27 protein-coding genes and 1 pseudogene are annotated in these 21,923 nt (G+C 68.2%); 17 read left to right on the top strand and 11 right to left on the bottom strand.

Features of this window, described 5'->3' with window-relative positions:
• Nucleotides 1-33: 33 nt before the first annotated feature.
• Nucleotides 34-900: a LysR family transcriptional regulator gene (locus LY44_RS12470; protein ID WP_055212781.1), complete on the bottom strand. Its 867-nt coding sequence runs from the start codon at nt 898-900 to the stop codon at nt 34-36.
• 98 nt (nt 901-998) lie between these two features.
• Here LY44_RS12470 and LY44_RS12465 point away from each other — a divergent pair, with 98 nt between their 5' ends.
• The 6 genes from LY44_RS12465 to LY44_RS12440 are packed head-to-tail and all read left to right on the top strand — an operon-like array spanning nt 999 to nt 8,195.
• Nucleotides 999-1,922: a serine hydrolase gene (locus LY44_RS12465; RefSeq protein WP_055212780.1), complete on the top strand. Its 924-nt coding sequence runs from the start codon at nt 999-1,001 to the stop codon at nt 1,920-1,922.
• Nucleotides 1,919-2,938, top strand: coding sequence for a prolyl aminopeptidase (gene pip, locus LY44_RS12460; protein WP_055212779.1), 1,020 nt, complete (start codon nt 1,919-1,921; stop codon nt 2,936-2,938). The genes LY44_RS12465 and pip overlap by 4 nt, the downstream gene beginning before the upstream one ends.
• Nucleotides 2,935-4,518: a peptide ABC transporter substrate-binding protein gene (locus tag LY44_RS12455; protein ID WP_055212778.1), complete on the top strand. Its 1,584-nt coding sequence runs from the start codon at nt 2,935-2,937 to the stop codon at nt 4,516-4,518. The genes pip and LY44_RS12455 overlap by 4 nt, the downstream gene beginning before the upstream one ends.
• Before the next feature lie 57 nt (nt 4,519-4,575).
• Nucleotides 4,576-5,499 carry an ABC transporter permease subunit gene (locus tag LY44_RS12450; protein ID WP_055212777.1) on the top strand — a complete coding sequence of 308 codons (924 nt, stop codon included), beginning with the start codon at nt 4,576-4,578 and terminating at the stop codon, nt 5,497-5,499.
• Nucleotides 5,492-6,601 (top strand): ABC transporter permease subunit, encoded by a 1,110-nt coding sequence (locus LY44_RS12445; RefSeq protein WP_055212776.1) that lies wholly within the window; start codon nt 5,492-5,494, stop codon nt 6,599-6,601. Before LY44_RS12450 ends, LY44_RS12445 begins: the two co-directional genes overlap by 8 nt.
• A gap of 1 nt (nt 6,602) precedes the next feature.
• Nucleotides 6,603-8,195, top strand: a complete 1,593-nt coding sequence (locus LY44_RS12440) for an ABC transporter ATP-binding protein (protein WP_055212889.1) — start codon at nt 6,603-6,605, stop codon at nt 8,193-8,195.
• Nucleotides 8,196-8,504: 309 nt separating this feature from the next.
• On the opposite strand, the gene LY44_RS12435 is transcribed toward LY44_RS12440, so the two are convergent.
• Nucleotides 8,505-8,738: a hypothetical protein gene (locus LY44_RS12435; protein ID WP_055212888.1), complete on the bottom strand. Its 234-nt coding sequence runs from the start codon at nt 8,736-8,738 to the stop codon at nt 8,505-8,507.
• A gap of 171 nt (nt 8,739-8,909) precedes the next feature.
• On the opposite strand from LY44_RS12435, the gene LY44_RS12430 reads away from it, so the two are divergent.
• A complete protein-coding gene (locus tag LY44_RS12430; protein ID WP_055212775.1) occupies nt 8,910-9,641 on the top strand; it encodes a Crp/Fnr family transcriptional regulator in 732 nt (243 codons plus the stop codon).
• Here the strand turns inward: LY44_RS12430 and LY44_RS12425 are convergent.
• On the bottom strand, nt 9,608-9,841 hold the full coding sequence (locus LY44_RS12425) for a hypothetical protein (protein ID WP_074552605.1): 234 nt from the start codon (nt 9,839-9,841) through the stop codon (nt 9,608-9,610). The two genes, LY44_RS12430 and LY44_RS12425, sit on opposite strands and share 34 nt — an antisense overlap.
• 189 nt (nt 9,842-10,030) lie before the next feature.
• Between LY44_RS12425 and LY44_RS12420 the strand changes: the two genes are divergently transcribed.
• Both LY44_RS12420 and LY44_RS12415 read left to right on the top strand, forming a co-directional pair.
• Nucleotides 10,031-10,444 (top strand): cupin domain-containing protein, encoded by a 414-nt coding sequence (locus LY44_RS12420; protein ID WP_074552604.1) that lies wholly within the window; start codon nt 10,031-10,033, stop codon nt 10,442-10,444.
• Nucleotides 10,441-11,259, top strand: a complete 819-nt coding sequence (locus LY44_RS12415; RefSeq protein ID WP_055212772.1) for a DUF6544 family protein — start codon at nt 10,441-10,443, stop codon at nt 11,257-11,259. Before LY44_RS12420 ends, LY44_RS12415 begins: the two co-directional genes overlap by 4 nt.
• A 127-nt stretch (nt 11,260-11,386) precedes the next feature.
• Here the strand turns inward: LY44_RS12415 and LY44_RS12410 are convergent, their stop codons facing one another.
• Complete coding sequence (locus LY44_RS12410) at nt 11,387-11,704, bottom strand: hypothetical protein (protein WP_055212771.1); 318 nt, start codon at nt 11,702-11,704, stop codon at nt 11,387-11,389.
• A 77-nt stretch (nt 11,705-11,781) separates the two neighbouring features.
• Entirely contained in the window at nt 11,782-12,135 is a 354-nt protein-coding gene (locus LY44_RS12405; protein ID WP_055212770.1) for a hypothetical protein, read from the bottom strand.
• A gap of 432 nt (nt 12,136-12,567) precedes the next feature.
• Here LY44_RS12405 and LY44_RS12400 point away from each other — a divergent pair, with 432 nt between their 5' ends.
• The 4 genes and pseudogenes from LY44_RS12400 to LY44_RS18450 all read left to right on the top strand — a co-directional run bounded on the left by LY44_RS12400 (nt 12,568) and on the right by LY44_RS18450 (nt 14,639).
• Nucleotides 12,568-13,095, top strand: coding sequence for a DUF1269 domain-containing protein (locus LY44_RS12400; RefSeq protein ID WP_055212768.1), 528 nt, complete (start codon nt 12,568-12,570; stop codon nt 13,093-13,095).
• A gap of 178 nt (nt 13,096-13,273) precedes the next feature.
• A pseudogene (locus LY44_RS18565) lies at nt 13,274-13,520 on the top strand (DUF1003 domain-containing protein).
• Nucleotides 13,521-13,621: 101 nt separating this feature from the next.
• Nucleotides 13,622-14,428, top strand: a complete 807-nt coding sequence (locus tag LY44_RS12390; protein ID WP_055212887.1) for a transglutaminase-like domain-containing protein — start codon at nt 13,622-13,624, stop codon at nt 14,426-14,428.
• Nucleotides 14,429-14,504: 76 nt separating this feature from the next.
• Nucleotides 14,505-14,639 (top strand): hypothetical protein, encoded by a 135-nt coding sequence (locus LY44_RS18450; RefSeq protein WP_262985642.1) that lies wholly within the window; start codon nt 14,505-14,507, stop codon nt 14,637-14,639.
• Between the two features lie 73 nt (nt 14,640-14,712).
• On the opposite strand, the gene LY44_RS12385 is transcribed toward LY44_RS18450, so the two are convergent.
• Nucleotides 14,713-15,288 (bottom strand): sigma-70 family RNA polymerase sigma factor, encoded by a 576-nt coding sequence (locus LY44_RS12385; RefSeq protein ID WP_055212767.1) that lies wholly within the window; start codon nt 15,286-15,288, stop codon nt 14,713-14,715.
• Complete coding sequence (locus tag LY44_RS12380; protein WP_055212766.1) at nt 15,281-15,517, bottom strand: hypothetical protein; 237 nt, start codon at nt 15,515-15,517, stop codon at nt 15,281-15,283. The genes LY44_RS12385 and LY44_RS12380 overlap by 8 nt, the downstream gene beginning before the upstream one ends.
• Before the next feature lie 534 nt (nt 15,518-16,051).
• Here LY44_RS12380 and LY44_RS12375 point away from each other — a divergent pair.
• Nucleotides 16,052-16,243, top strand: a complete 192-nt coding sequence (locus LY44_RS12375) for a hypothetical protein (protein WP_111396024.1) — start codon at nt 16,052-16,054, stop codon at nt 16,241-16,243.
• Nucleotides 16,244-16,322: 79 nt separating this feature from the next.
• Here the strand turns inward: LY44_RS12375 and LY44_RS12370 are convergent, their stop codons facing one another.
• The 3 genes from LY44_RS12370 to LY44_RS12360 are packed head-to-tail and all read right to left on the bottom strand — an operon-like array spanning nt 16,323 to nt 19,272.
• Nucleotides 16,323-16,997 carry an ABC transporter ATP-binding protein gene (locus LY44_RS12370; protein WP_055212764.1) on the bottom strand — a complete coding sequence of 225 codons (675 nt, stop codon included), beginning with the start codon at nt 16,995-16,997 and terminating at the stop codon, nt 16,323-16,325.
• Nucleotides 16,994-18,196 carry an ABC transporter permease gene (locus tag LY44_RS12365; RefSeq protein ID WP_055212763.1) on the bottom strand — a complete coding sequence of 401 codons (1,203 nt, stop codon included), beginning with the start codon at nt 18,194-18,196 and terminating at the stop codon, nt 16,994-16,996. Before LY44_RS12365 ends, LY44_RS12370 begins: the two co-directional genes overlap by 4 nt.
• Nucleotides 18,196-19,272, bottom strand: coding sequence for an efflux RND transporter periplasmic adaptor subunit (locus LY44_RS12360; RefSeq protein ID WP_111396023.1), 1,077 nt, complete (start codon nt 19,270-19,272; stop codon nt 18,196-18,198). The genes LY44_RS12365 and LY44_RS12360 overlap by 1 nt, the downstream gene beginning before the upstream one ends.
• A 126-nt stretch (nt 19,273-19,398) precedes the next feature.
• Here LY44_RS12360 and LY44_RS12355 point away from each other — a divergent pair, with 126 nt between their 5' ends.
• From LY44_RS12355 to LY44_RS12345, 3 genes are all read left to right on the top strand, one after another.
• Nucleotides 19,399-20,655 carry an MgtC/SapB family protein gene (locus LY44_RS12355; RefSeq protein WP_055212761.1) on the top strand — a complete coding sequence of 419 codons (1,257 nt, stop codon included), beginning with the start codon at nt 19,399-19,401 and terminating at the stop codon, nt 20,653-20,655.
• Between the two features lie 226 nt (nt 20,656-20,881).
• The gene (locus LY44_RS12350) at nt 20,882-21,088 is read left to right on the top strand and encodes a cold-shock protein (RefSeq protein ID WP_055212760.1); all 207 of its coding nucleotides are present in this window, start codon (nt 20,882-20,884) and stop codon (nt 21,086-21,088) included.
• A gap of 29 nt (nt 21,089-21,117) precedes the next feature.
• Entirely contained in the window at nt 21,118-21,330 is a 213-nt protein-coding gene (locus tag LY44_RS12345; RefSeq protein ID WP_146707236.1) for a hypothetical protein, read from the top strand.
• A 381-nt stretch (nt 21,331-21,711) separates the two neighbouring features.
• On the opposite strand, the gene LY44_RS17985 is transcribed toward LY44_RS12345, so the two are convergent.
• Complete coding sequence (locus tag LY44_RS17985) at nt 21,712-21,852, bottom strand: hypothetical protein (RefSeq protein WP_162838701.1); 141 nt, start codon at nt 21,850-21,852, stop codon at nt 21,712-21,714.
• Between the last annotated feature and the right edge of the window lie 71 nt (nt 21,853-21,923).

Genomic DNA, 21,923 nt, shown 5'->3' with positions numbered 1-21,923 from the left:
CGGCGGCGCGACAAGACCGGCGGCAAGGTCGGCTCAGACCTCTGCCAGCGCCCGCAAAAGCTGCTGCGCGCGGGCCCGCAACGGCGTGTCGCGACGATAAAAGGCCCGCAGCGGCAGGGTCGGCACATGGTCGATCGGGCGGGTGACCAGCCCCGTCGTCAGCAGGCTTTCGGCGGTCATCGCGTCGATGATGCCGATGCCGCCGCAAGCGGTGATCATGTGACAGACGGTCGAGCTGTAGGGCACCTGACAGGCCAGCTGATAGGCCAGCCCCTCGGCCCGGAACACCCTACGGATCACCGCGCCCATCGGCGACCAGTCCGGATCGAAACCGACGAGCGGCTGATCGCGGAAATCCCCGACGACCAGCGAGGCGCGCGCCGCCAGCGGATGATCGGGCAGCATCACCGCGACCAAAGCCACGTCGCACAGCGTTTCCTCGGCCAGATCGGGGCGGGGCGGCACCGCCAGCTGCATGCCGATATCGGCACGCCCGCGGCCGACGTCGTCTTCGGGCTCGCCAACCCAAAGCCGCAACGACCGCGCCCAGCCGCGATAGCCCGCCCGCGCCAGCCGCGGCGCCAGATAGCCCTCGACCACCGCGGGCGTGGCCGAGATCGTGACGGGGCGGCTCTGATCGCCGCGGATCGCCTCGATCCGCGCGCGGATGTCCTTTTGCGCCGCAAAGACGGCGCCGGTCTGGGCATAAAGCTCCAGCGCCTCGGCCGAGGGTTCAAGCCGGTTGCCCCGGCGCTGAAACAGCAAGAAGCCCAGACGGCTTTCCAGCCGCTTCAGCCGGTCGCTGATCGCGGGCTGCGACAAGCCCAGCACGCGGGCCGTCTCGATCGTGGTGCCGACCCGCATCAGCGTGCCGAAAAGCTCGATTTCCGCCAGATCCATTATCAGTTTTCCGATACTACCTCGATTATTTCTCATTATCCCGATTGTGCGTCAGGCTCTAGCCTGATCGTGACAGAACCAGGACAGGAGCGGATTCGGTGTTCTTTGATCCCGACAACGACTGGTCGCGCCGCGCGGCCCGGGTGGTGGCAGAGCTGCCCGCGCGGTTTGCGGCCGACGGGCTGCGGGCGGACAATCACGCCGTCGTCGCCCTGCGCGAGGAGGGCACCGGCCGCCCGAGCGGTTACGCCCTGCGTGGTGACTGGCACTGCTACCCCTGTTCGCTGGTGAAAAGCTTTCATCTGGTGCATGCGCTCGCCGCGCTGGACGCGGGGCGGCTTGCCCCCCATCCCGAACTCGACCGGGCGATGGGCGACATGATCCTGTGGTCCTCGAACACGGCGACGAATTACCTGATCGACCTTCTGACCGGGACCACGGGCGACACGCTTCTGGACGGCAACGCGCTGGCCGACTGGATGGCCGCGCGCGAGGGGCTGAACCGCTGGTTCGACCCTTTGCACTGGCCCGAGATGGCGGGCTGCAACCTGACGCAAAAGCTGATGGATGACACCCGCTATGGCCGCGAGGCGCAATTTGCCGCGCAGCGGGGCGGTTATCTGAACCAGCTCACACCGCTCTCCACGGCGCGGCTGATGGCGGCGATCTTTGACGGCAGCCTGCCGCTTTCCCCCGGCGCGCAGGCCCGGGCGCAGGCGCTTCTGGCGCGCGATCCGCAGGGGCCCGACGCCGCAAATCCGAACTATCAGCTCTCGGAATACCTTGGCGGGCAGATGCCTGAGGGCGTGCGGATCTGGTCGAAGGCCGGGCATAATCTGTGGACCGGCGATCCGAAGGCCTCGTGGTTCAAGCATGACATGATCCGGCTGGCCGCGCCGGGGCAAAAGCCGCTGATCTTCGTTCTGATGACGCAGGGCGAGCGGCTGGCAAACGAGGTGCCCGACGCCTTCCCGCGCATCGGCCGGTTCCTGTTCGACGCCCTGAACGGGCAGAGCGCATGACCCCATCCCTGCGGCCGCTTTTCCCCGAGATCCCCCCGCGCAAGACCGGGCGGCTGCGCGTCTCCGCGCTGCACGAGATCCATTACGAGGACTGCGGCAATCCCGCAGGCCAGCCAGTCCTGATCCTGCATGGCGGGCCGGGGGCGGGCATCGCGCCGTTTTTGCGCCGCAGCCACGATCCGGCGCGCTATCGCATCCTTCTGGCCGATCAGCGCGGCGCGGGGCAATCGACGCCGCCGGGCGAGTTGACCGAAAACACCACCGCCGATCTGGTCGCCGATATCGAGGCGCTGCGGTGCCATCTGGGCATCGAGCGCTGGCAGATCGTCGGCGGCTCCTGGGGCTCGACGCTGGCGCTGGCCTATGGCGTGGCCCATCCCGGGCGGATCACCGGGATGATCCTGCGCGGCATCTTCACCGGGCGGCGGGTGGAACTGGACTGGTTTTACCAGCACGGCGCCGGGATGATCCTGCCCGAGGCCTTTGCCGCCTATCGCGCCGCGATCCCGGCCGCGGAACAGGATGCGATGATCGCCGCCTATCACCGCCGCCTGACCGGCCCCGCAGGTCCCGCGCGCCTTGCCGCGGCGCAGGCCTGGGCGGCGTGGGAAGAAGCCGCGCTGCGGCTGATCCCGCGCCCCTCCGCCCCCGAAGACCCGCGCGAGACCGAGGCCTTTGCCCGGATCGAATGCCATTATTTCGCGCATGGTTGCTTCTTTCCGACCGATGGCTGGCTGCTGGATCAGGTCCGCGCGTCGCGCCCGTTGCGCGCCCTGCCCTGCCACATCATTCAGGGCCGCTACGATCTGGTCACCCCCGCCGCCACCGCGCTCGCCCTTGCCGAGGCCTGGCCAGAAGCCACCCTGACCCTTGTTCCCGATGCCGGGCATTCCGGCACCGAACCCGGCATCGCCGATGCGATGGTGCGCGCCGCCACCGCCCTTGCCGATCAAGACCCGCGCCAAGACGGGTCCTCCCTGCCCTCCCATAAGTCCACAGAGGAACGCCACCCATGACCCTTCGCTTCAAGACCCTGCTCACCGCCGCCTCGCTGATCGCCCTGATGGCGGGCGGCGCGCTGGCTGAAACCGTGCTTGACCGCGGCAACAATGGTGACCCCGAAACGCTTGATCCGCACAAGAATTCGACCATCCCCGAGGCGAACCTGATGCGCGATCTCTTCATGGGGCTGACCATGCATGACGGCGCGGCCAATCTGATCCCCGGCGCGGCGGAAAGCTGGAGCGTGTCGGAAGATGGCAAGGTCTGGATCTTCAAGCTGCGTCCCGGTGCGCTCTGGTCGGATGGCACGCCCGTCACCGCCGCGGATTTCGTCTGGTCCTGGCAGCGGGTCGTCTCGCCCGCCACCGCGGCGGAATATGCCTATATGCTGGCGCCGGTGCTGAACGCCGAGGCGATCACCAAGGGCGAGAAACCGGCGACGGATCTGGGCGTGCGGGCGGTCGATGCGACGACGCTCGAAGTCACGCTGAAGGCGCCGACGCCTTATTTCCTCGAAATGCTGACGCATCAGGCGACCTATCCGCTGCAACGCGCCGATGTCGAAAAATACGGCGCCGATTTCACCAAGCCCGGCAATCTGGTGTCGAACGGCGCTTACAAGCTCGACAGTTTCGTGCCGAACGATCACATCTCGCTGGTGAAGAACCCGAAGTTCTACGACGCCGAACATGTCGCCTTTGACCGGGTGAATTTCTACCCGACCGAGGATGCCACCGCCGCCGTGCGCCGCTTCGAGGCGGGCGAGCTGGACATGATGCTTGATTTCCCGGCCGAGCAGACCGCGGCGCTGAAAGAGACGCTGGGCGAGAGGGTGAAGATCGGCCCGACGCTCGCCACCTATTACTACGGCTTCAAGCTCGACAAGGCGCCGTGGTCGGAGCTGGAGATCCGCAAGGCGGTCTCGATGGCGATCGACCGCGATTATCTGGCCGAGGAAGTCTGGCAAAACACGATGATCCCCGCCTATACGCTGGTGCCGCCGGGCATCGCGGGCTACACGGTCGCGGCCCCCGACTGGGCCGGGCTGAGCCAGATCGACCGCGAGGATCAGGCCCGCGCCATCCTTGAAAAGCATGGCTACACCGAGGCCAACCCGCTGAAGATGGAAATCCGCTTCAACACCAATGAAAACAACGCCAATACCGCGGTGGCGCTGCAGGAACTGCTCAAACCGATGGGGATCGCGGTGACGATGGTCAACCTTGATATCGCCGCCCATTACGCGCATCTGGAGCAAAAGGGCGATTTCGACGCCGCCCGGGCGGCGTGGTTTGCCGATTACAAGGACCCGGAGAACTTCCTGTCGCTGTGCACGACCGGCGCGGGGAACAACTATTCGCTTTACTCCAACGCCGAATATGACGCGATGCTGCAGGCCGCCGCGGTCGAGCCCGATGCGGCGAAACGCATGGAGCTGCTGGCGAAAGCCGAAACCAAGGGCGTGATCGAGGATCACTGCGTGATGCCCTTGATGTTCTACAGCTACCGCGGCCTGGTCTCGGACAAGCTGGCGGGCTGGCAGGCCAACAGTCTTGACGTGCATCCGAGCCGCTTCCTGTCGCCGACCGAATGATCCCCCGTCCCGGCCGGGCTTCCGCCTGGCCGGGCTTTCCTGCACAAGGCCGGGACCATGACACGTTTCATCCTGCGACGTCTGCTGACAGCGATCCCGACGCTCTTTCTGATCGTCACGATCTCCTTTTTCCTGATGCGCGTCGCCCCCGGCGGCCCGTTCAATCAGGAAAAGGGGCTCAACCCCGCGGTGATCGAGAACCTCAACCGCGTCTATCAGCTCGATCAGCCGCTCTGGAGCCAGTATCTGCACTACCTGTCCAATCTGCTGCACGGCGATCTGGGACCAAGCTACACCCGGCCCGATTTCACCGTGACCGAGATGTTCGCGACCGCTTTGCCGATCTCGATCCAGATCGGCACGCTGGCGCTTTTGCTGGCGCTGACGATCGGCTCGGTTCTGGGCATCATCGCGGCGCTCAATCAGAACCGCGGGCTGGATTATCTTGTCGTCGCCACCGCCACGGCGGGCAGCACCATCCCGACCTTCGTCATCGCGCCGCTTTACCAGCTGACCTTCGCGCTTTCACTCAGCCTTGTGCCGGTCGCGGGCTGGGGCGGCGGCGCGTTGGTGAACAAGATCGGCCCGGTGCTGACGCTGATGCTGCCGCAACTGGCCGTCGTCGCGCGGCTGATGCGCGGCGCGATGATCGAGGCGCTGCGCGCCCATCACATCCGCACCTGCCGCGCCATGGGGCTTTCGGAGGTTTCGGTGGTGTGCCGTCATGCGCTGCGCTCGGCGGTGATGCCGGTGATCTCTTATGCCGGACCAGCGGCGGCCTCGCTTCTGACCGGATCGGTGATCGTCGAGACCATCTTCGGCATTCCCGGCATCGGGCGCTATTTCGTCGAGGCGGCGCTGGCGCGCGATTACACCGTCGTCATGGGCACGGTCGTCGTGCTGGCCGCTTTCACCATTCTTTTCAACCTGATCGTCGATCTGCTTTACGCCATCGTCGATCCGCGGGTGCGCCATGACTGAGACTGCCCCCCTGGCCCCCGGCCGCTCGCTCTGGTCCGACGCCTGGGCGCGGCTGCGGGCGAACCGCGCCGCCAGCCTCTCGGCGCTTTACCTGCTCTTGATGGCGCTTTGCTGCGGCATCGGGCCTTTTGTCGTGCCGAACGACTACACCACGATCCATCAAAGCTACACCAAGGTGCCGCCGCGGCTGTCCGCCTATCCGACGCCCGAGATGATCGGCCCGGCGCTGGATCAGGTGGCCAAACGCGCCCGGGTCGAGATCCGCGACTGGCACGAGACGGGCGGCGAAATCACCGCGACGCTGACGGCCCCGCGCGGCGTCGATGACCGCGCCGCGCGCTATTTCGACCGCTCGGACCTGTTCGACGGCGCCACGATCACCCCCGGCGCAGAGGTGACGACCGCCACCCTCACCGCCAGGGTGGAACGGAAATGGTTCCTCTTCGGCACCGATGCGAATGGCCGCGACCTGCTCGCCCGCACGCTGGTTGCGGGGCGGGTGTCGCTGGCGATCGGGCTGATGGCCGGGCTTGTCGCGGTGGTGATCGGGGTGCTTTACGGCGCCACCTCGGGCTTCATCGGCGGCAAGGTGGACGAGGCGATGATGCGTGTCGTCGACATCCTTTATTCGCTGCCCTTCATCTTCTTCGTGATCATGCTGGTCGTCTTCTTCGGGCGCAATTTCCTGCTGACCTTCCTCGCCGTCGGCGCGGTGATGTGGCTCGACATGGCGCGGATCGTGCGCGGCCAGACGCTGGCCTTGAAACGGCTTGAATTCGTGCAGGCAGCCGAGGCTTTGGGCGTCAGCCGGGCGGGCATCCTGCGCCGTCACATCCTGCCGAACCTGCTGGGCCCCGTCATCATCTACATGACGCTGCTGGTGCCGACCGTCATCATCATGGAAAGCTTCCTGTCCTATCTGGGCCTTGGCGTGCAGGAGCCGATGTCCTCCTGGGGCGTTCTAATCTCGCAGGGCGCCAAGAACATCCCCCATGCGAACTGGCTTCTGGCCTTTCCGGCGCTGTTTCTGATTTCCACCCTGTTCGCGCTGAACTTCATTGGCGACGGGCTGCGCGACGCCCTCGACCCAAGGGACCGCTGAGATGACCACACCCATTCTGGAGCTGCGCGACATCCATGTGCGCTTTGCCACGCTTGATGGCGCGGTCGAGGCGGTCAGGGGCGTCTCCTTTTCGATCAGGCGGGGCGAAACCGTCGCCGTGGTCGGCGAATCCGGCTCGGGCAAAAGCCAGATCATGATGGGGGTGATGGGGCTTCTGGCGCAAAACGGCCGCATCACCGGCATCGCCGAATTCCACGGCATGAACCTGATCGGCCTGCCGCGCCGGGCGCTGAACCGCATCCGCGGCGAGCGCATCGCGATGATCTTTCAGGAACCGATGACCTCGCTGGACCCGCTTTTCCCCATCGGCGCGCAGCTGATCGAGCCGCTCTGCCACCATCAGGGCCTGTCGCGCAAGGCCGCCCATGCCCGCGCGATCGAGCTGTTGCAGCTGGTGCAGATCCCCGAACCCGAGCGGCGGATGGCGGCCTATCCGCACGAACTCTCGGGCGGGCAGCGGCAAAGGGTGATGATCGCGATGGCGATTTCGAACAACCCCGAGCTTTTGATCGCCGACGAGCCGACGACGGCGCTTGATGTCACGATCCAGGCCGAGATCCTGACGCTTCTGCGCGATCTGCAGGAGCGGCTGGGGATGGCGATCCTCTTCATCACCCATGATCTGCATGTGGTGCGCCGCATCGCCGACCGGGTGGTGGTGATGCGCCGCGGCGAAAAGGTCGAGGAAGGCCCGGTCGAAACGGTCTTTGCCACGCCGCAAAACGCCTATACCCGCGCGCTGATCGACGCCGAACCCGAGGGGCGCAAGCCCCCCGTCGCGCTCGATGCCCCGGTGGTGCTGGAGGTGCGCGACGCCGCCGTGACCTTCGGGCGTCGGCGGCGGCTGTTTCAGCCTGCCGAGCCCGGGTTTCGCGCGGTGAACGGGCTGTCGCTGACCCTGCGGCGCGGCGAGACCATCGGCATCGTCGGTGAATCCGGCTCGGGCAAAAGCACGCTTGCCCGCGCGATCTTGCGGCTTTTGCCCGCGACCGGCACGATCCGGCTGCATGGCCGCGCGATCGAGGATCTTGCGCCGCGCGCCCTTCTGCCCTTGCGCCGCGACATGCAGGTGGTGATGCAGGACCCGTTCGGCAGCCTCTCGCCGCGGATGACCGCGGGGCAGATCGTGGCCGAGGGGCTTTTGGTGCATCACCCCGCGATGAGTGCCGCCGAGCGCGACCGGGCCGCGGCCGAGGCGCTGACCGAATGTCAGTTCGATCCGGCGCTTCGCAACCGCTATCCGCATGAATTTTCCGGCGGGCAGCGCCAGCGCATCGCGATTGCCCGGGCGCTGGTGCTCAAGCCCAGCATCATCGTTCTGGATGAGCCCACATCGGCGCTCGACCGTCAGGTGCAAAAGCAGATCGTCGATCTGCTGCGGCGGCTGCAGGCGGAACACGGGCTAAGCTATCTCTTCATCAGCCACGATCTGGCCGTCGTGCGCGCGCTTTCGGACCGGATCATGGTGCTGAAATCGGGCGAGCTGGTCGAAGCGGGCCCCTGCGCCGAGGTGATCGGCGCGCCGAAGCAGGACTACACCCGCCGTCTGGTGCAGGCCGCGCTGCTGGGCTGAGGCGGGGCGGAGACGGCTGGCGGCGCCGAAAACGCGGGCGACACCGGTCAAGCCCGGCCGCCGCAGGATGCGCAAGGTGATCCGCACCGGGATGACGGCGTTCCGCCAGACGCGGGGCGGGCAACCGCGCCCGAAGCCGGGTGCCTGGCCGGAGAGATCAACCGGCGGCAGAAAATCACCGCCGCGCGGGCCAGCCGGGAACGGCAGTCCCTGACACGGATCCGCGAAGGACGCAGCGGGCCCGGCGACAAGGGCGGACAGGATGCGGTTCGCCGCAAAGCCGCAACCTGACATGCCGCCGTTCCCGGATCAGCGTCGGCGCACCGAATTGCCGCCCGCCAGAATGCTGTTGATCAACTTCGCCACCTCGGCATGCATCTTTGCCTTGCCATCGTCGGGCGGCACTTCATGCGCCGCCGCGGCATCCCGCAAGATCCCGACGACCTCGGCTTCCGGCAGGATCTTGTGATCGTTGAGGGCCAAAAGCAGGGATTCGCAGATCGTCAGCGCGGCAGTTCCGGCAATTTCATCCTGGTCTGACATGGTGGGCTTCACTTTCATTGGGGAGACACACGGCCAGAACCTGGTCGGCACGGAAGGACTCTAGGCTCATTTCGCGTCGCAAGACTGATCCAGAGCAGCGCGGCAAAGCTCTATTCCTGATATGAGTCCCGACAGATGCACCGCTGCCGATCCGTCAGGAAGGACCCCGAGATGTCGATCCTTCAAAGCCCGCTCACCCGCAAGCTTTCGGTCTTCGTCGCGCTTTCCGATCGCGATCTTGCCACGCTCGAACGGTTCCATCGACGGCGACGGGTCTTTCAATGCGGCCATGAGATGATCCACGAAGGGCAGATGAACGCCTCGGCCTTCATTCTGGCCAAGGGCTGGGCCTGTTCGTTCAAGATGCTGCCCGACGGCGACCGGCAGGTTGTCGATTTTCAGGTGCCGGGCGATTTTCTGGGCCTGCGCAGCATCCTTTTCCGCACCTCCGACCATTCGATCGAGGCGGTGACGCAGATCGAGGCCTCCGAGGTCCTCGCCACCGACATTCTGGACGCTTTTGCCGAAGCGCCGCGGCTGGCGGCCGCGGTGCTTTGGGCCGCCTCGCGCGACGAGGCGATGGTGGTCGAGCATCTGATTGATCTGGGGCGACGCAACGCCGAGGAGCGCACGGCGCATTTCCTTCTTGAACTCGGGGCACGGCTGATGCTGGTGGGGGTGGGCGACCGCTCCGGTTTCGATTGCCCGCTGACGCAATATCATCTGGCCGATGCGCTGGGGCTGAGCGCGGTGCATGTCAACCGCGTGCTGCGGCATCTGCGCGAACAGGGGCTGATCACCTTTCAGAAGGGCCGCGTGCTGTTTGACGATTTCGACCGGCTGCGGGCGCTGGCGCGTTTCGACACCGGCTATCTCGACCACGAGGGGCCGCTGCTGCATTGAGCCGCCCGTGCAAGCGCATGGGCGGCGGAATCGAGCCGCCGGTTGCACTCGCCCTCCCAGCCCCGGCGCTGCGCCGCTTCGGCGGCCTGGATATGCCGCTCGGCCGTGGTCTTCGCCAGGCCCGCCGGGGCGGCCGCGCAGGTCGCGCGGATCGCGCGCATCTTTTCGACGGTGCTGGCAAATCTCGGTCTGGACGCCATGGGATGTCCTTTCCCGGACAAGGCGGGAGCCTGCCGATTCCCGTCAGCCTAGCCCGTCGGGCCAAGCGTCAGACTGATCGAGATCGGCCTTGCGCGTCGATGCCGCCGCCGTCGCATGCGGGCGCTGATCTCGATCAGCCCGGCATCGGGGGCGCGCTGGTAGTCTGGAGAGGCAACAGGGAGAAGGCCATGCACGGATTTGTCGGACCGATTGACCGCCTCACAAAGGACAACGACGCCTTCCGCCGCGTCCTGTTCGGCGCGACGCAGATGGATCTGATGCTGTTTTCGCTGCGCCGCAAGGACAGCCTTGGCGTCGGCGACGGCTCTGCGCGCGATCAGTTCCTGCGCATCGTCACCGGCAAGGGGCGGATGACGATCGGCGCCACCAGCTTTCGCGTCAGGGCAAAGGACGCGATCCTGATCCCGGCGGGCATGGGCTTCGCGCTGCACAACATCGGCCGCAAGCGCTTGCGTTTCCATGCCTTGCAGGCGCATGGCGGCGCAGCCCGGGCGACGCCCGACGGCGGCCGCGCCGGCACGGAACGGGCCCGGCAGGACATGATCTCGGAAGGCGGGCCTGCGGATCTTTCCACGCCATGACCGGTCTTGCCGCCGTCACCGCCCTTGCGCTGCGCCTTGGGGCGGACCCGGACCGGACGGGCGGGCCGGTGCATCTGCGCCACTGCGGCCGCATCAACCTGGGGCTGCCGAACGATGCCTGGCTTGCCTTCACCGCCGAGGAAACCCTGTCCGTCACCGCCTGCGCCTATTCCTGGCGGGCGCGGCTTGGCCCCGCCCATGCCGTCGTGATGCACGACAGTCTTGATACCGGCCAACCGGGTCAATTCTCCGTCCGCGCCTTCGGTCGCCTGCCCCTTCCCTTCGCCCCCCGCCCGCAGGCGCTGCCCCGCAGCCAGAGGCTGCGCTATCTGACCGAATTGCCGCTTGCGCCCGATGCGATGCTGCACAACCGCGCCCTGCGCTGGGAAGAGATCGACGAGAGCCATCTGCGCGTCGCCACGGGGCTTGGCGTCGAGACGGTCGAGGCGACCTTCACGCTGGACGCCGATGGCCGCGTGGCAAGCGTCTTCCTGCCCGATCCCCGGAGTTTTCCGCAACGCCGGGACGCTGCCGCGGGCTGGTTCGGCAGCTATGCGGAGTACGACCGCATCCGCGGCCGCTGGATCCCGTTTCACACCGATGTCCGTCACAGGCACGCCGATCGCAGTATCGGTCTTTGGGTCGCGACGCTCGTCGACTGGCAGCTGTCGGGTGACTGCGTCCTGGCGCCGGGCCATGCGGCACCCCGGATGCGGCCGCCCCCCACCCGTTGCAAGGAACACCCCGATGATGTCCGATCCCGCGCCGAGACGGCAGGTTCTTCACGCGCCGGCCCGGGAAGCCGGGGGGCTTGACCCGGTGAAATCCCGCTCACGCGACAAAGGCGACCCTGGCAAGGCGCAGGACGATGGACGATGGACGGCGGCATCACGGGTTGGACGGCGAAGCGGGATCTCGTGACCGGGGCCCGCTTCGGCGTGTTCAGCTGTCGTGCGGCCTGGCAAGCAGGTAGGATATGTCGCGCAGGGCGCGGCGGATCAGCTTTTGCTGCCGTGCCTGCTGACCCGGAAAGGTCTGGGCGAATTGCTCGACCAGATAGCGCAGCCGCTCGGCCGCCTCGGGCCAGGTCTTCGCCGGTCCCAGAAGAAGCAGCGCATCGACGCCATCGCGCGGCCCGGCGGCGCCTCGCCCGGCGTGCGACCGGCCGCAGATCGCACGTCGCACAAGCACGGCAAAGCGGTCTTCCGGGTCGCGCCGGTCATCGAGCAGGATCACCTTGCGCGACGCCGCGCAAGGCACCGGATCCGCTCCGCAAGGCTGCGGCGGCTTTACGGTCGCGGGACGATCAAGATTGTCAGGGGGCAATTCGCCTGTCATCACACCCCCCGGTTCCGAAGCGCGGCAAGGCAGCCTTTCGTCACGGCGCGGCCGCCCGCTTCCGCCAGCGCGCCCGGCAGCGAGCCGGTCTCGAACATGATTTCGAACTGTGCGAGGGGCGTCTTCGGACGCAGGGCGGCCAGCCTGACCTGCAGCCTGGCCTGCCGCTCCGGGTCGGTCCTCGCCTGATCGACGCAGATCGGAACAAGGGCCCGCACCGGCTCGGCCTCGACCGCGCGCCGCACGCCGGAGCGGAGTTCCCGGCCCGCCCAGCCCCCCCCGCCCGCCGCCGTCCGCAGCGCTCCGGCAAGGGCACCGACCGCAGCTGGCACGATCCACTCCGGTTTCACCATGAGATTTCCTTTCACGTCCGGGACTTCCGGCATCGGCACGGGCGCGCAGGCGGGAAGCGGGCAGCAGGCGCCCCTCAAGGGCTGCGGGGCGCGTTCGTCTCCTGCGATCCCATGCACCGCCACACGATAGCCCAGCCCCGGGCAGGGGAAGCTGATCGGGGTTAGCGCGCCGCGCCCCGTGCCGCGGGGCACGCCGCCCGATTGCGGCCCCGCGGACCAACATGGATCAGTATGCCTTGCCACCGGCCATGCCAGAGTCACCCGGCCAGAACCGGGGTCCGTCCGGGAAGGGCGCCAGAACGATCAAGGGCGATGTCCATTCGCCCTTGATCGGGGACGCCGCCGGGGCCCGGTTCTGTGCCGAGATCTTTTTCGCCTGCCGTGTCATCGCCCCGGGGCGGTCTTGCGGCCCGTTCATCAAAGGAGAGGGTCATGCCCGAACTCATCGTCATCGGCTATGAAACTCCCGCGGCGGCCGAGGCCGCCCGCGCCGAAGTCCTTGGCATGGCCAGGGAATACCTTGCCGACGTGACCGATGCCGTGGTCGCCACCGTGGATGACGCGGGCGGCATCCGGCTGGCGCAGATGGTCGATCTCTGGGCGGTGGGGGCGACCGGCGGGGCGTTCTGGGGGCTTTTGGCGGGCATCCTGTTCTTCAATCCGCTGATCGGGCTGTTCATCGGCGCCGCGGCCGGGGCCGTCTCGGGGGCGCTGAGCGATTACGGGATCGATGATGCCTTCATGCGCAAGGTGTCGGCGATGCTGAAACCGGGACATGCGGCGCTGTTTCTGCTGCTGAAGGCCCCGGCGTCAGAGCGGATGGTGACGCGGCTCGGCGCGAAGGGGGGCGACATCCTGCGCACCAACCTTGACCCCGCGGCCGAGGTCGCCCTGCGCGAGGCTTTCGCGACAGCGCGCGACGGGCTTGGCAAATCCCTGCAAGACGCTGACCGTGCGTGACAAAACGCAGCCTGCGCCGGAAGATCGCCTGCCCGGTGCCGGGCGCTGATCGCGGCCAAGGCCCCCGGCTGACCCTTGGCGAGCGGATGGCCGATGCGGTGGCGCGTTTCGGGGGCACGTTTCGGCGGCACGTTTCGGCGGCAGCTGGCCGTTCATCTCTATCTTTCCGGGGCTGCTCGTGCTTTGGATAGGCCTGAACGTCAGCGCGCTGCTGCACCGCCCGCCTTTCGAGCCCTATCCGTTCATCCTGCTCTATCTGCTCTTGTCCTGCGGCGCTGCAGGCGCAGGTCATCATGATGCGCCAGCGGCGACAGGAAACCAGGGACCGGCTGCGCGGCAGGAACGACGACCGGGTGAACCCGAAGGCCGAACTTGAAATCCGGCAATTGCACGAAAAGATCGACCATCAGCTGACGCATCAATGACAGCGGCTGGTCGAGAGGCCGCAGATCCAGATCGAATTGCTCGAGGAGCGTCACAGATGAACCAGCTTGTCCGCGATGAAAGACCCGATTGCGCCCCCGTGCTGCGACTGGCGCTGGGGTGCCAGTTCCAGTTCGAGCTGCCCCAGCCGACGCCGATGATCGCGCGGCTCCGGATCCATCAAAGCCGTCTGGCCGATCTGGAAAGCCCGGACCAGCTGCGCACCGATCCGCCGGTGCCGCTGCAGGCGTTTCATGACGATTTCGGCAATTCCTGCACCCGCTTCGTCGCCCCCGCCGGGCGCTTCGGCATCGAGGTCGCAGCCGTGATCCGCAACTCCGGCCTGCCCGATCCGACACATCCGGATTGCCCGGGCACCCCGGTCGAGGACCTGCCCGAGGCGGTTCTGGGCTATCTTCTCGGCTCGCGCTATTGCGACACCGATCTGCTGGCGCCGATCGCCTGGGCGCGTTTCGGCACAAGGCCCGGCGGGCAGGCGCTGGTGCAGGAGATCTGCGATTACGTCCAGGCGCAGATCCGCTTCGACTACCTGCAGGCCCGCGCCACCCGCACCGCGGCCCAGGCCCATGCCGAGGGCGTGGGCGTGTGCCGCGACTTTGCGCATCTGGCGATCACGCTGTGCCGCTGCATGAACATCCCGGCGCGCTACTGCACCGGCTACCTGTCCGAGATCGGCACCGCGACCCCCGATGCGCCCGGCGATTTCGCCGCCTGGATCGAGGTCTGGCTCGACGGCGACTGGCGGCTCTTCGACCCGCGCAACAATGTCCCGCGCATCGGCCGGGTGCTGGTGGCGCGCGGGCGCGACGCGGCCGATGTGGCGATGGTCCACAGCTTCGGCCTGCACCAGCTGACCAGCTTTCAGGTCCGCACCGAGCCGCTGCAATGAGCTGACCGCATCATCACGGGCCCGGGCAACCGCCCCGGCTCCACCCGGTCCGAAAGGGCCATCAAGGAGAGATCCGATGCCCAAGGGCAAGAGCCACTCGAACCGCGAAGCGAAGAAACCGAAGCAGCCGAAGAAACCGGCGGCGGCAAAACCGGCCGATCTGTTCGCCAAGGGCGCGCAACCCGGTCTGGGCGAGAAGAAGAAGCCCTGAGCCCCCGGCCGAAAGGACAAGATGCCCGGCCCCGATGACGCGCTTCGAGCGCATCGATGCGGTGGCGCGCCTTTCAGCACGGGGCCCGCTCGGGGCGCACCGCAAGAGCATGGAAATCCGGATGCGGCATCGGGGTCTCGCTTCCGGCAAGGCCCAGCCGCTTGCGCAGAAGCCCGCGGGCGCGGGTGATGCGGGCGCGCACCGCCTCGGGGGACATGCGGATGGTCTCGGCGGTTTCGCGATGCGTATAGCCCAAGGCGCCGACCAGCAAAAGCACGCGCCGGTGCGGCGCCGAAAGCTGCCGAAAGGCGTCCAGAACTTCTTCCAGCGCCAGCACCCCGTCATGCGCGGGCAGCGCCACCGCGCCTGTTGCGCTCAGCTGACGCATCACGGCCGTCTCGCGCAGGGCCCTGTGCCGATTGGAATAATGGATGTTGCGCTCGATCGTGAAAAGCCAGGCGCGCAGGTTGGTTCCGGGCTGGAAGCGGTCGAAATGCAGGACCGCGCGCAGCATCGTATCCTGCACGAGATCATCGGCCCTGTCGGAATCGCGGGTCAGGGACAGCGCGAAGCGGCGCAGCGCGACGATGTGCTCGCCGATCCGGGGCGCGGCCCGGGGCGCGACTCGGGAGGGGCTTTCGTCAGTCATCGCACGGCCTGTCCGACCGGCGATGTTCCGTCCGGCCTGCCTCGGTGCCGTGGCAGCGGTTCTCGACGATCGCGCGCATCCGTTGGATGAAGGCTTCGGTCTCGGCCTGCTCGACGGTCAGCGCCGCCGCAACCGCGGCCTCGGCCCGGTCCGCATCGGCGCCGCTCTGGGCCGCAAGGCGGTGCCGGTCGGATCGGTTCTTGTTCGGCAGGGTCGCGGGATCGCTCATCTGGGTCCACTTTCGGGTTGGAGGCGCGCTTTGTTCCGCCCGCGGCGGCGACCGGGTCCGGTGTTCCGCGGACCGGCGGGAGATGCCGATCCGACCCTCGTTCCGGTCGCCGCCACGCGACTGCCCGGAGCCAGGGGGGGACGCGCGTTCTTGCGATCGCGTGCTGGAACGGGCGGTCCCTGCAACCCTAGCAAAGGGACGATCCGCGGCCTTGACCCATGTTAGCGCCACGGGTCGGTTTCAGGCGGGTCGGTTTCAGGCGGGTCGGTTTCAGGGCCGAACAAGGCCGCGTCCAAACCGCCCGCCGCGGGATCTCACCTTCCGCGGCGTCAGGCTGTCATCGCGCCCCGGGGCAAACCTGCATCAGGATGCGACTCGGACCGATCGGCAAGGATGTCTCATGGCAATCGAATGTCCGCTTGCCATCGCCTCTGCCCAAAGCCTTGCAAGCTGCCCCGCGCGACGGATCCTCCGATCCCCTCGCGCAGATCGACGCAGCCTGTCGCCGCGGCAGACCGCACAAGGATGAAACCAATGAATCTCAATACCATGGCGTCGAATGCCGAACGCATGAAAACCGTCAAGGCCGCCTGGGACAAGGCGCCCGACGGCCCGAAGAAAGAGGCCGCGCTGACGCATTATCAGGCCGCCGAAAAGGCGCAGACCGCCAAGGATGATGCCGCCGTCGGCAAGGCGCTGGACGCCGCCGTGGCCGCGCTGGCCTGATCCGACAGGTGCCGCCCCGGTTTCGGCCGGGGTGGCGCAGTCGACCGGCGACCGGGGGCCCTTGGCCCCCTTTTTGCTGTCAGCCGGTCAACCTGCCCTCGCCCACCACGATCCGGCGCGGACAGCTGGCGGCGATCGTCTCGTCATGGGTCGAGATCAGGAAGGCCGTGCCCTCGTCGCGGTTGATCTGGCCGATCAGCGCCATCACCTGCGCCGCCGCGGCGCGGTCGAGATTGCCGGTGGGCTCGTCCGCCAGCACCAGTTCGGGCGCGTTCATCAAGGCCCGCGCCACCGCCACGCGCTGCTTCTGCCCGCCCGAGAGATTGGCGGCGGGAAACTGGATCCGCGCCGCAAGCCCCATCCTGTCCAGCAGATCCGCCCCCCGCGCCCGCGCCGCGGCGGTTTCGCGCCCGGCCCGGATCGCGGCCGGAAAGACCACGTTTTCCAGCGCGGTGAAATCGGGCAGCAGATTGTGGAACTGAAACACGAAGCCGATGTGGCGGTTGCGAAACGCGGTCAATTCGGCATCGCTGGCCCGGGTCAGATCGACGCCCAGCATCTCGTGCCCGCCCGAGGTCGGCCGCATCAGCGTGCCCAGGATCGTCAGCAGCGTGCTTTTGCCCGAGCCCGAGGGGCCGATCAGCGCCGCCCGCGCGCCGCGCTCCAGCGTCAGGTTGGCGCCGCGCAACACCCGGGTTTCGGCCTCTCCGGTGCCGAAGGTCTTGACCAGATCGGTGACGGTGACAAGGCTCATTGGCCAATCGCCGTGACCGGATCGAGCCGCGCCGCCGCCCGCGCGGGCAGGATCGCGGCGGCGATGGCGCAGAGCACCGTCAGCGTGATCGCCAGCCCATAGGCGCCCTGGGTGATGTCCATCGGCAAGGTGCCGGAGCGGAAATTCTCGCGCGTGGGAAACAGCAGAAGCGCGCCATAGCCGGTGGCCGCACCCAAAAGCCCGCCCATCGCGCCGATCAGCCCGCCCTGCAGCACGAAGACGCCGACGACGAAGCGCCGCGACGCCCCCATCGCCCGCATGATCCCGATCTCGGGGCGGCGGCGATAGGTGGAGAGCATGAGCGAGGAGGCGACGCCGATGACGATGGTGATCATCGCGAAGCTTTTCAGGAAATAGCCGGTCTGCTTTTGCGCCCTCAGCGCTTCAAGCAGCCGCGCCCCCTCGCGCGTCCAGGACACCGCGGGCAGGCCGGTCAGGCCGCGCAGGCGCGCGGCGCTGGCATCGGCGGCATAAAGGTCGAACAGCTTGATCTCGATCCGGCTCAGCCCCTGCGGCAGCGCCATCAGGCTGCGGGCCGTGGCCAGGCTGACATAGGCCATGCGCCGGTCCGCCCCGCCCGCGCCGATCTCGTAGATCCCGCCCAGCGTCAGCCGCATGGTGACGCCATGGCTCGATTGCAGCACCACGCTTTGATTGAGCGCGAGGCCCAGATCCTCGACCAGCCCCTTGCCCAGCACCACCACGCCCGCGCCCAGCCGCACCGATCCCGCCACCCGATAGCGCGCCAGATCCAGAATCGCACTTTCCCGCCCCGGCTCCAGCCCGACGATCGAGACCTGCGCCGCCTGTCCGCCGCGGCGCAAGACGCCCGAGCCGATGATCTGCGGCGAGACCGCCTTGACCCCGGGCAGGGTCTCGATCAGCGGCAGGAAGTTTTCCGCCGCGCGCAGCGTGGCGGTTTCGCGCGTCGCCTGGTCCGCCCAAAGCACGCGGCCCGGCGGCACCGCCAGCCGGGCCGGGAGGCGGGCCTCGGCCTCGATCGTCACATGCGCCATGTCGCCCGCCGTGCGCGCCAGGATGAATTCGGCCAGCCCCCCGATCAGCGCCGACATGAAGATGAAGACGAAGACGCCCGCCGCCACCCCCACCACCAGAAGCGCCGTCTGCGCCTTCGAGGCGCTCAGATACCGCGCCGCGATCTTGATAGCATACAACATCACTCGCCCTCCTCGCGCAGGATTTGCCCGTCGTGCAGGCCGGTGCTGTCGCTGATCACCCGGTCCCCGGGCGCCAGCCCCGCGGTGACGATCAGCCGGTCGGCGGGCCAGTCGATCACGCGGACCGGAGTTGCGACCGCGCGCCCCGCGCGCAGCACGAAGACCGCCCCCCCTTCGCCGGTCAAGGCCGTGCGCGGCACCGTCAATGCGCTGCGGCTGTCGATCACCACATTCGCGGTGACGGTCAGCCCGACCGGGGCGCGGACCGGCGCATCGAAACCGATCTTCACCGCCAGCCCGCCGGTGTCCGGGTCCACCCGCGGCGCGACCACCTCGACCGTGCCCATCCGGGTCTCGGCGCTGCCCAGCAGAAGCAGCCGCACCCGCTGCCCCGGCGCGATCTGCAACGCATAGGTTTCATCCACGTCGGTCTCGACGCGCAGCCGCGCCAGATCGGCCAGGGTGAAAAGCGTCGTCGCGATGTCGACGCGCTGGCCCGGATCGACCGCCCGCGTCAGCACCGTGCCCGCGACCGGCGCGCGCAGCGCGTAATGGTCAAGCGCGATCCGGGCCTGATCGCGCAGGGCGGCGCGGCCCGCCACCTCCTGCGCCGCGCCCGCAAGGCTGCGGCGGGCGTCGTCAAGCCTCATCCGCGACACCTGCGCCCCCAGATCGCGGTCGCGCCCGAACTCGGCCGCCGCCTGCGCCTGCAAGATCACCGCCTGCGCCAGCGCCGCCTCGGCCTGCCGCAGCGCCGCCGCCTGCTGGCGGTCATCGAGCCGCGCCAGTACCGCACCCGCCGTCACCACATCGCCCGCCGCGACCGCGACGCTCAGCACGACCTCGCCGACCGCGGCGCGGATCGCCAGCCGCTCGCGCGGGGCGATCTTGCCGTTCACCGCCAGAACCCGCGTCACCGGCCCCGCCGCCATGATCTCCACCGCCACCACCGGCGGGCGCGCGGGGCCGAGCCGCCACCCCAGCAAGGCCCCGACACAGACCAGCGCCGCCAGCGCCAAAGCGCCGGAACGGCGCCATCGGGGCCGGTCGGGATGTCGGGGGGCGGGGTCGGGCATCGGGCGGACCTTGTGGCGGATCCCGCGCAGTCTAGCGCCCCCGGTCGAAGCCGGGCTGACCTGGATCAGCGACAGCACGCGCGGGACATGGCCTGATGCCCCCGCCCCCGCAACCCCGAGGCCCCGATGGACAGCATCCCGATCCTGGTTCCCCCCGTTTTGAACATGGTCAGCGCGCTGGCCGTGGGCGCGCTGATCGGCGCCGAGCGCGAGCGGCGCAAGGGCGCGGGCCCGGACCGCGCGCCCGCCGGGATCCGCACCTTCGCGATCGCCTCGAGCGCGGGGGCGGTCGGCTTCGCGCTTGGCGGGGTGGTGCTGCTTGCCGTGGTGGCGGCCTCGGTCACGGCGATGCTGGCGGTCTCCTACAGCAAGCGGCCGCATCACGACCCCGGCCTGACCACCGAGATCGTGCTGATCCTGACCGTGCTTCTGGGCGGGCTGTGCCTCCCCTCGCCGCAGATGGCGGCAGCGATCGCGGTGACGATCACCGGGCTGCTTTACATCAAGGCCTGGCTGCACAATCTGGTCACGACGCTGATTTCCAAGGACGAACTGGACGATGGGCTGATCTTTGCCGCGGCGACGCTGGTGATCCTGCCCTTGGTGCCGGATCGGCCGATGGGCCCCTGGCTCGCGCTCAACCCGCATGCGGTCTGGATCGTGATCGTGCTGGTGATGGGCATCGGCGCGGCGGGCTATCTGGCGGTGCGGCTTTTGGGGGCGCGGTTCGGGCTGCCGCTGTCGGGGGCGCTGTCGGGGTTCATTTCCAGCACCGCGACGATCGGCGCGATGGGCGCGCGCGCGCTGCAATCGCCCGAGCTGCGCCCGGCCTGCGTCGCCGGGGCGGTGCTGTCCTCGGTCGCGACGATCGCGCAGCTGGCGCTGGTGGTGGCGGCGATCAGCCTGCCGACGCTGTCCGCCCTGACCCTGCCGCTGGTCTGCGCCGGAGCCGCCGCGGCGGTCTACGGGCTGGCGCTGACGCTTGTCGCGCTGCGCCACCCCGCGGGCGAGGGCACGCGCGGCGGCAGCGCCTTCAGCCTGCGCGCGGCGCTGGCCTTCGGCATGATCCTGGCGCTGGTGCTGGTCGTCTCGGCCGGGCTGCAGGCGCAGTTCGGCGGCTCGGGCGTGCTGCTTGCCGCGCTGGCGGCGGGGCTGGTCGATACCCATGCGGCGGCGATCTCGGTCGCCACGCTTGTCGCCGCGGGCAAGGTCGCCCCGGCCGATGCGGTGGTGCCGATCCTGGCCGCCGTGACCTCGAACACGCTGAGCAAGATCCTTGTGGCGGCGGTGGCGGGCGGGCGCGCCTTCGCCCTGCGGGTGGTGCCCGGCCTTGTGCTGATCGTCCTTGCCGCCTGGATCGGCACCCTCGCCCTGCCGGGCTGACGGCACCATCGCGTCAGGCGGGAAGCCCCCCCGAGGCAGATCCCGCCGGAGTTGTTTTGAAAACCCGAAAAGACTCCTTGCAAAATCTGCAAATTCCTTTATGCAGGGAGGTGCGAAGTTTCTCTGACCGCACCCTGTCTCCTTCATCGGCTTCAGTCTGCTCTTAGTTCTGACCAAGCCGAGCTGCCGCATTCCGTGGGCAGCACCCCATGCAGGAGTGATCACGATGGCCAATGGCACCGTGAAGTTTTTCAACCAGAACAAAGGTTTCGGTTTCATCGAGCCGGAAGGCGGCGCGCAGGACGTGTTCGTCCACATCTCGGCGGTCGAACGCGCCGGGATCTCGCACCTGGCCGATGGCGCCAAGGTGACCTTCCAGATCGAATCCGGTCGTGACGGCCGCAAATCGGCCTGCGATCTGGCTCTGGCCTGATCCGGACAGGCCCCTTCGGGGGCCGGCACATGTCCATGACACGCACGACACCTTCTCCCGGATTGTTCCGGGAGATCCCCCGCCCGCCGCAGACCTATTTCGAGATCACGGCCGCGGCGGCGAAACTGATCGTCCAGACGGAAGCCGCCAGCCGGGCCGACCGCAGCGCCACGCTGAAGGCGCAACGCCTTGCCCGTGACGCCGCCGCCCCCGTCGCCCGCGGCGTAAAACCGTCGCGCTGACGACCCATCCCCATCCCCGGAGAGCGGCCCGAACGGGGTCGGTTCCCGACACGCCCGCTCCGGTCGCTCGACCTGCGGGCGATGGTCCCGCTTTCCCGGCAAAGGCGTCGAGGCGGCCAGGCTGCTTGCGCAGGCAAGCCGCCTCCGCCGACCCACTCAGCCGGGAGGGGGGCGGCGCGGGGAAACCCACGCCGCCTTTCCCATGTCAGGCCGCGCCAAAAGCGACCACACCGGTCACGCGACACCGAAAACGCCGGATCCGAGCGCTTTTCCAGACCCGTCCGCCGACCGGAGCCAACCGGCAGCGGCCGTCCTTGTCGCGCCCGCGGCGCCTGCCCTGGCCGCGCGGAGAGGTCCCGCGCTCTGGTGCCGGGCCTCGGTTCAATTTCCGTCGATCGTGACGCCGTGCTCGTTGATCTTGATGTCAACGCCGCTCTGACGTTCCTGATAATACAGATAGCCGGTCCCCGCCGCGACCACGGCCAGAACACCGATCAGCAGAAAAAGAAAATTGCGGCTCATGATGCGTCCTTCAGCGGGTTTCGGGCTTCAGGCCATGCGTGAAGCCCGCGCGGATGTGACAGGGCACCGGA

Source organism: Rhodobacter capsulatus (assembly GCF_003254295.1).
Classification (GTDB): domain Bacteria; phylum Pseudomonadota; class Alphaproteobacteria; order Rhodobacterales; family Rhodobacteraceae; genus Rhodobacter; species Rhodobacter capsulatus.
This window is presented reverse-complemented; position numbering and strand designations above follow the sequence as displayed.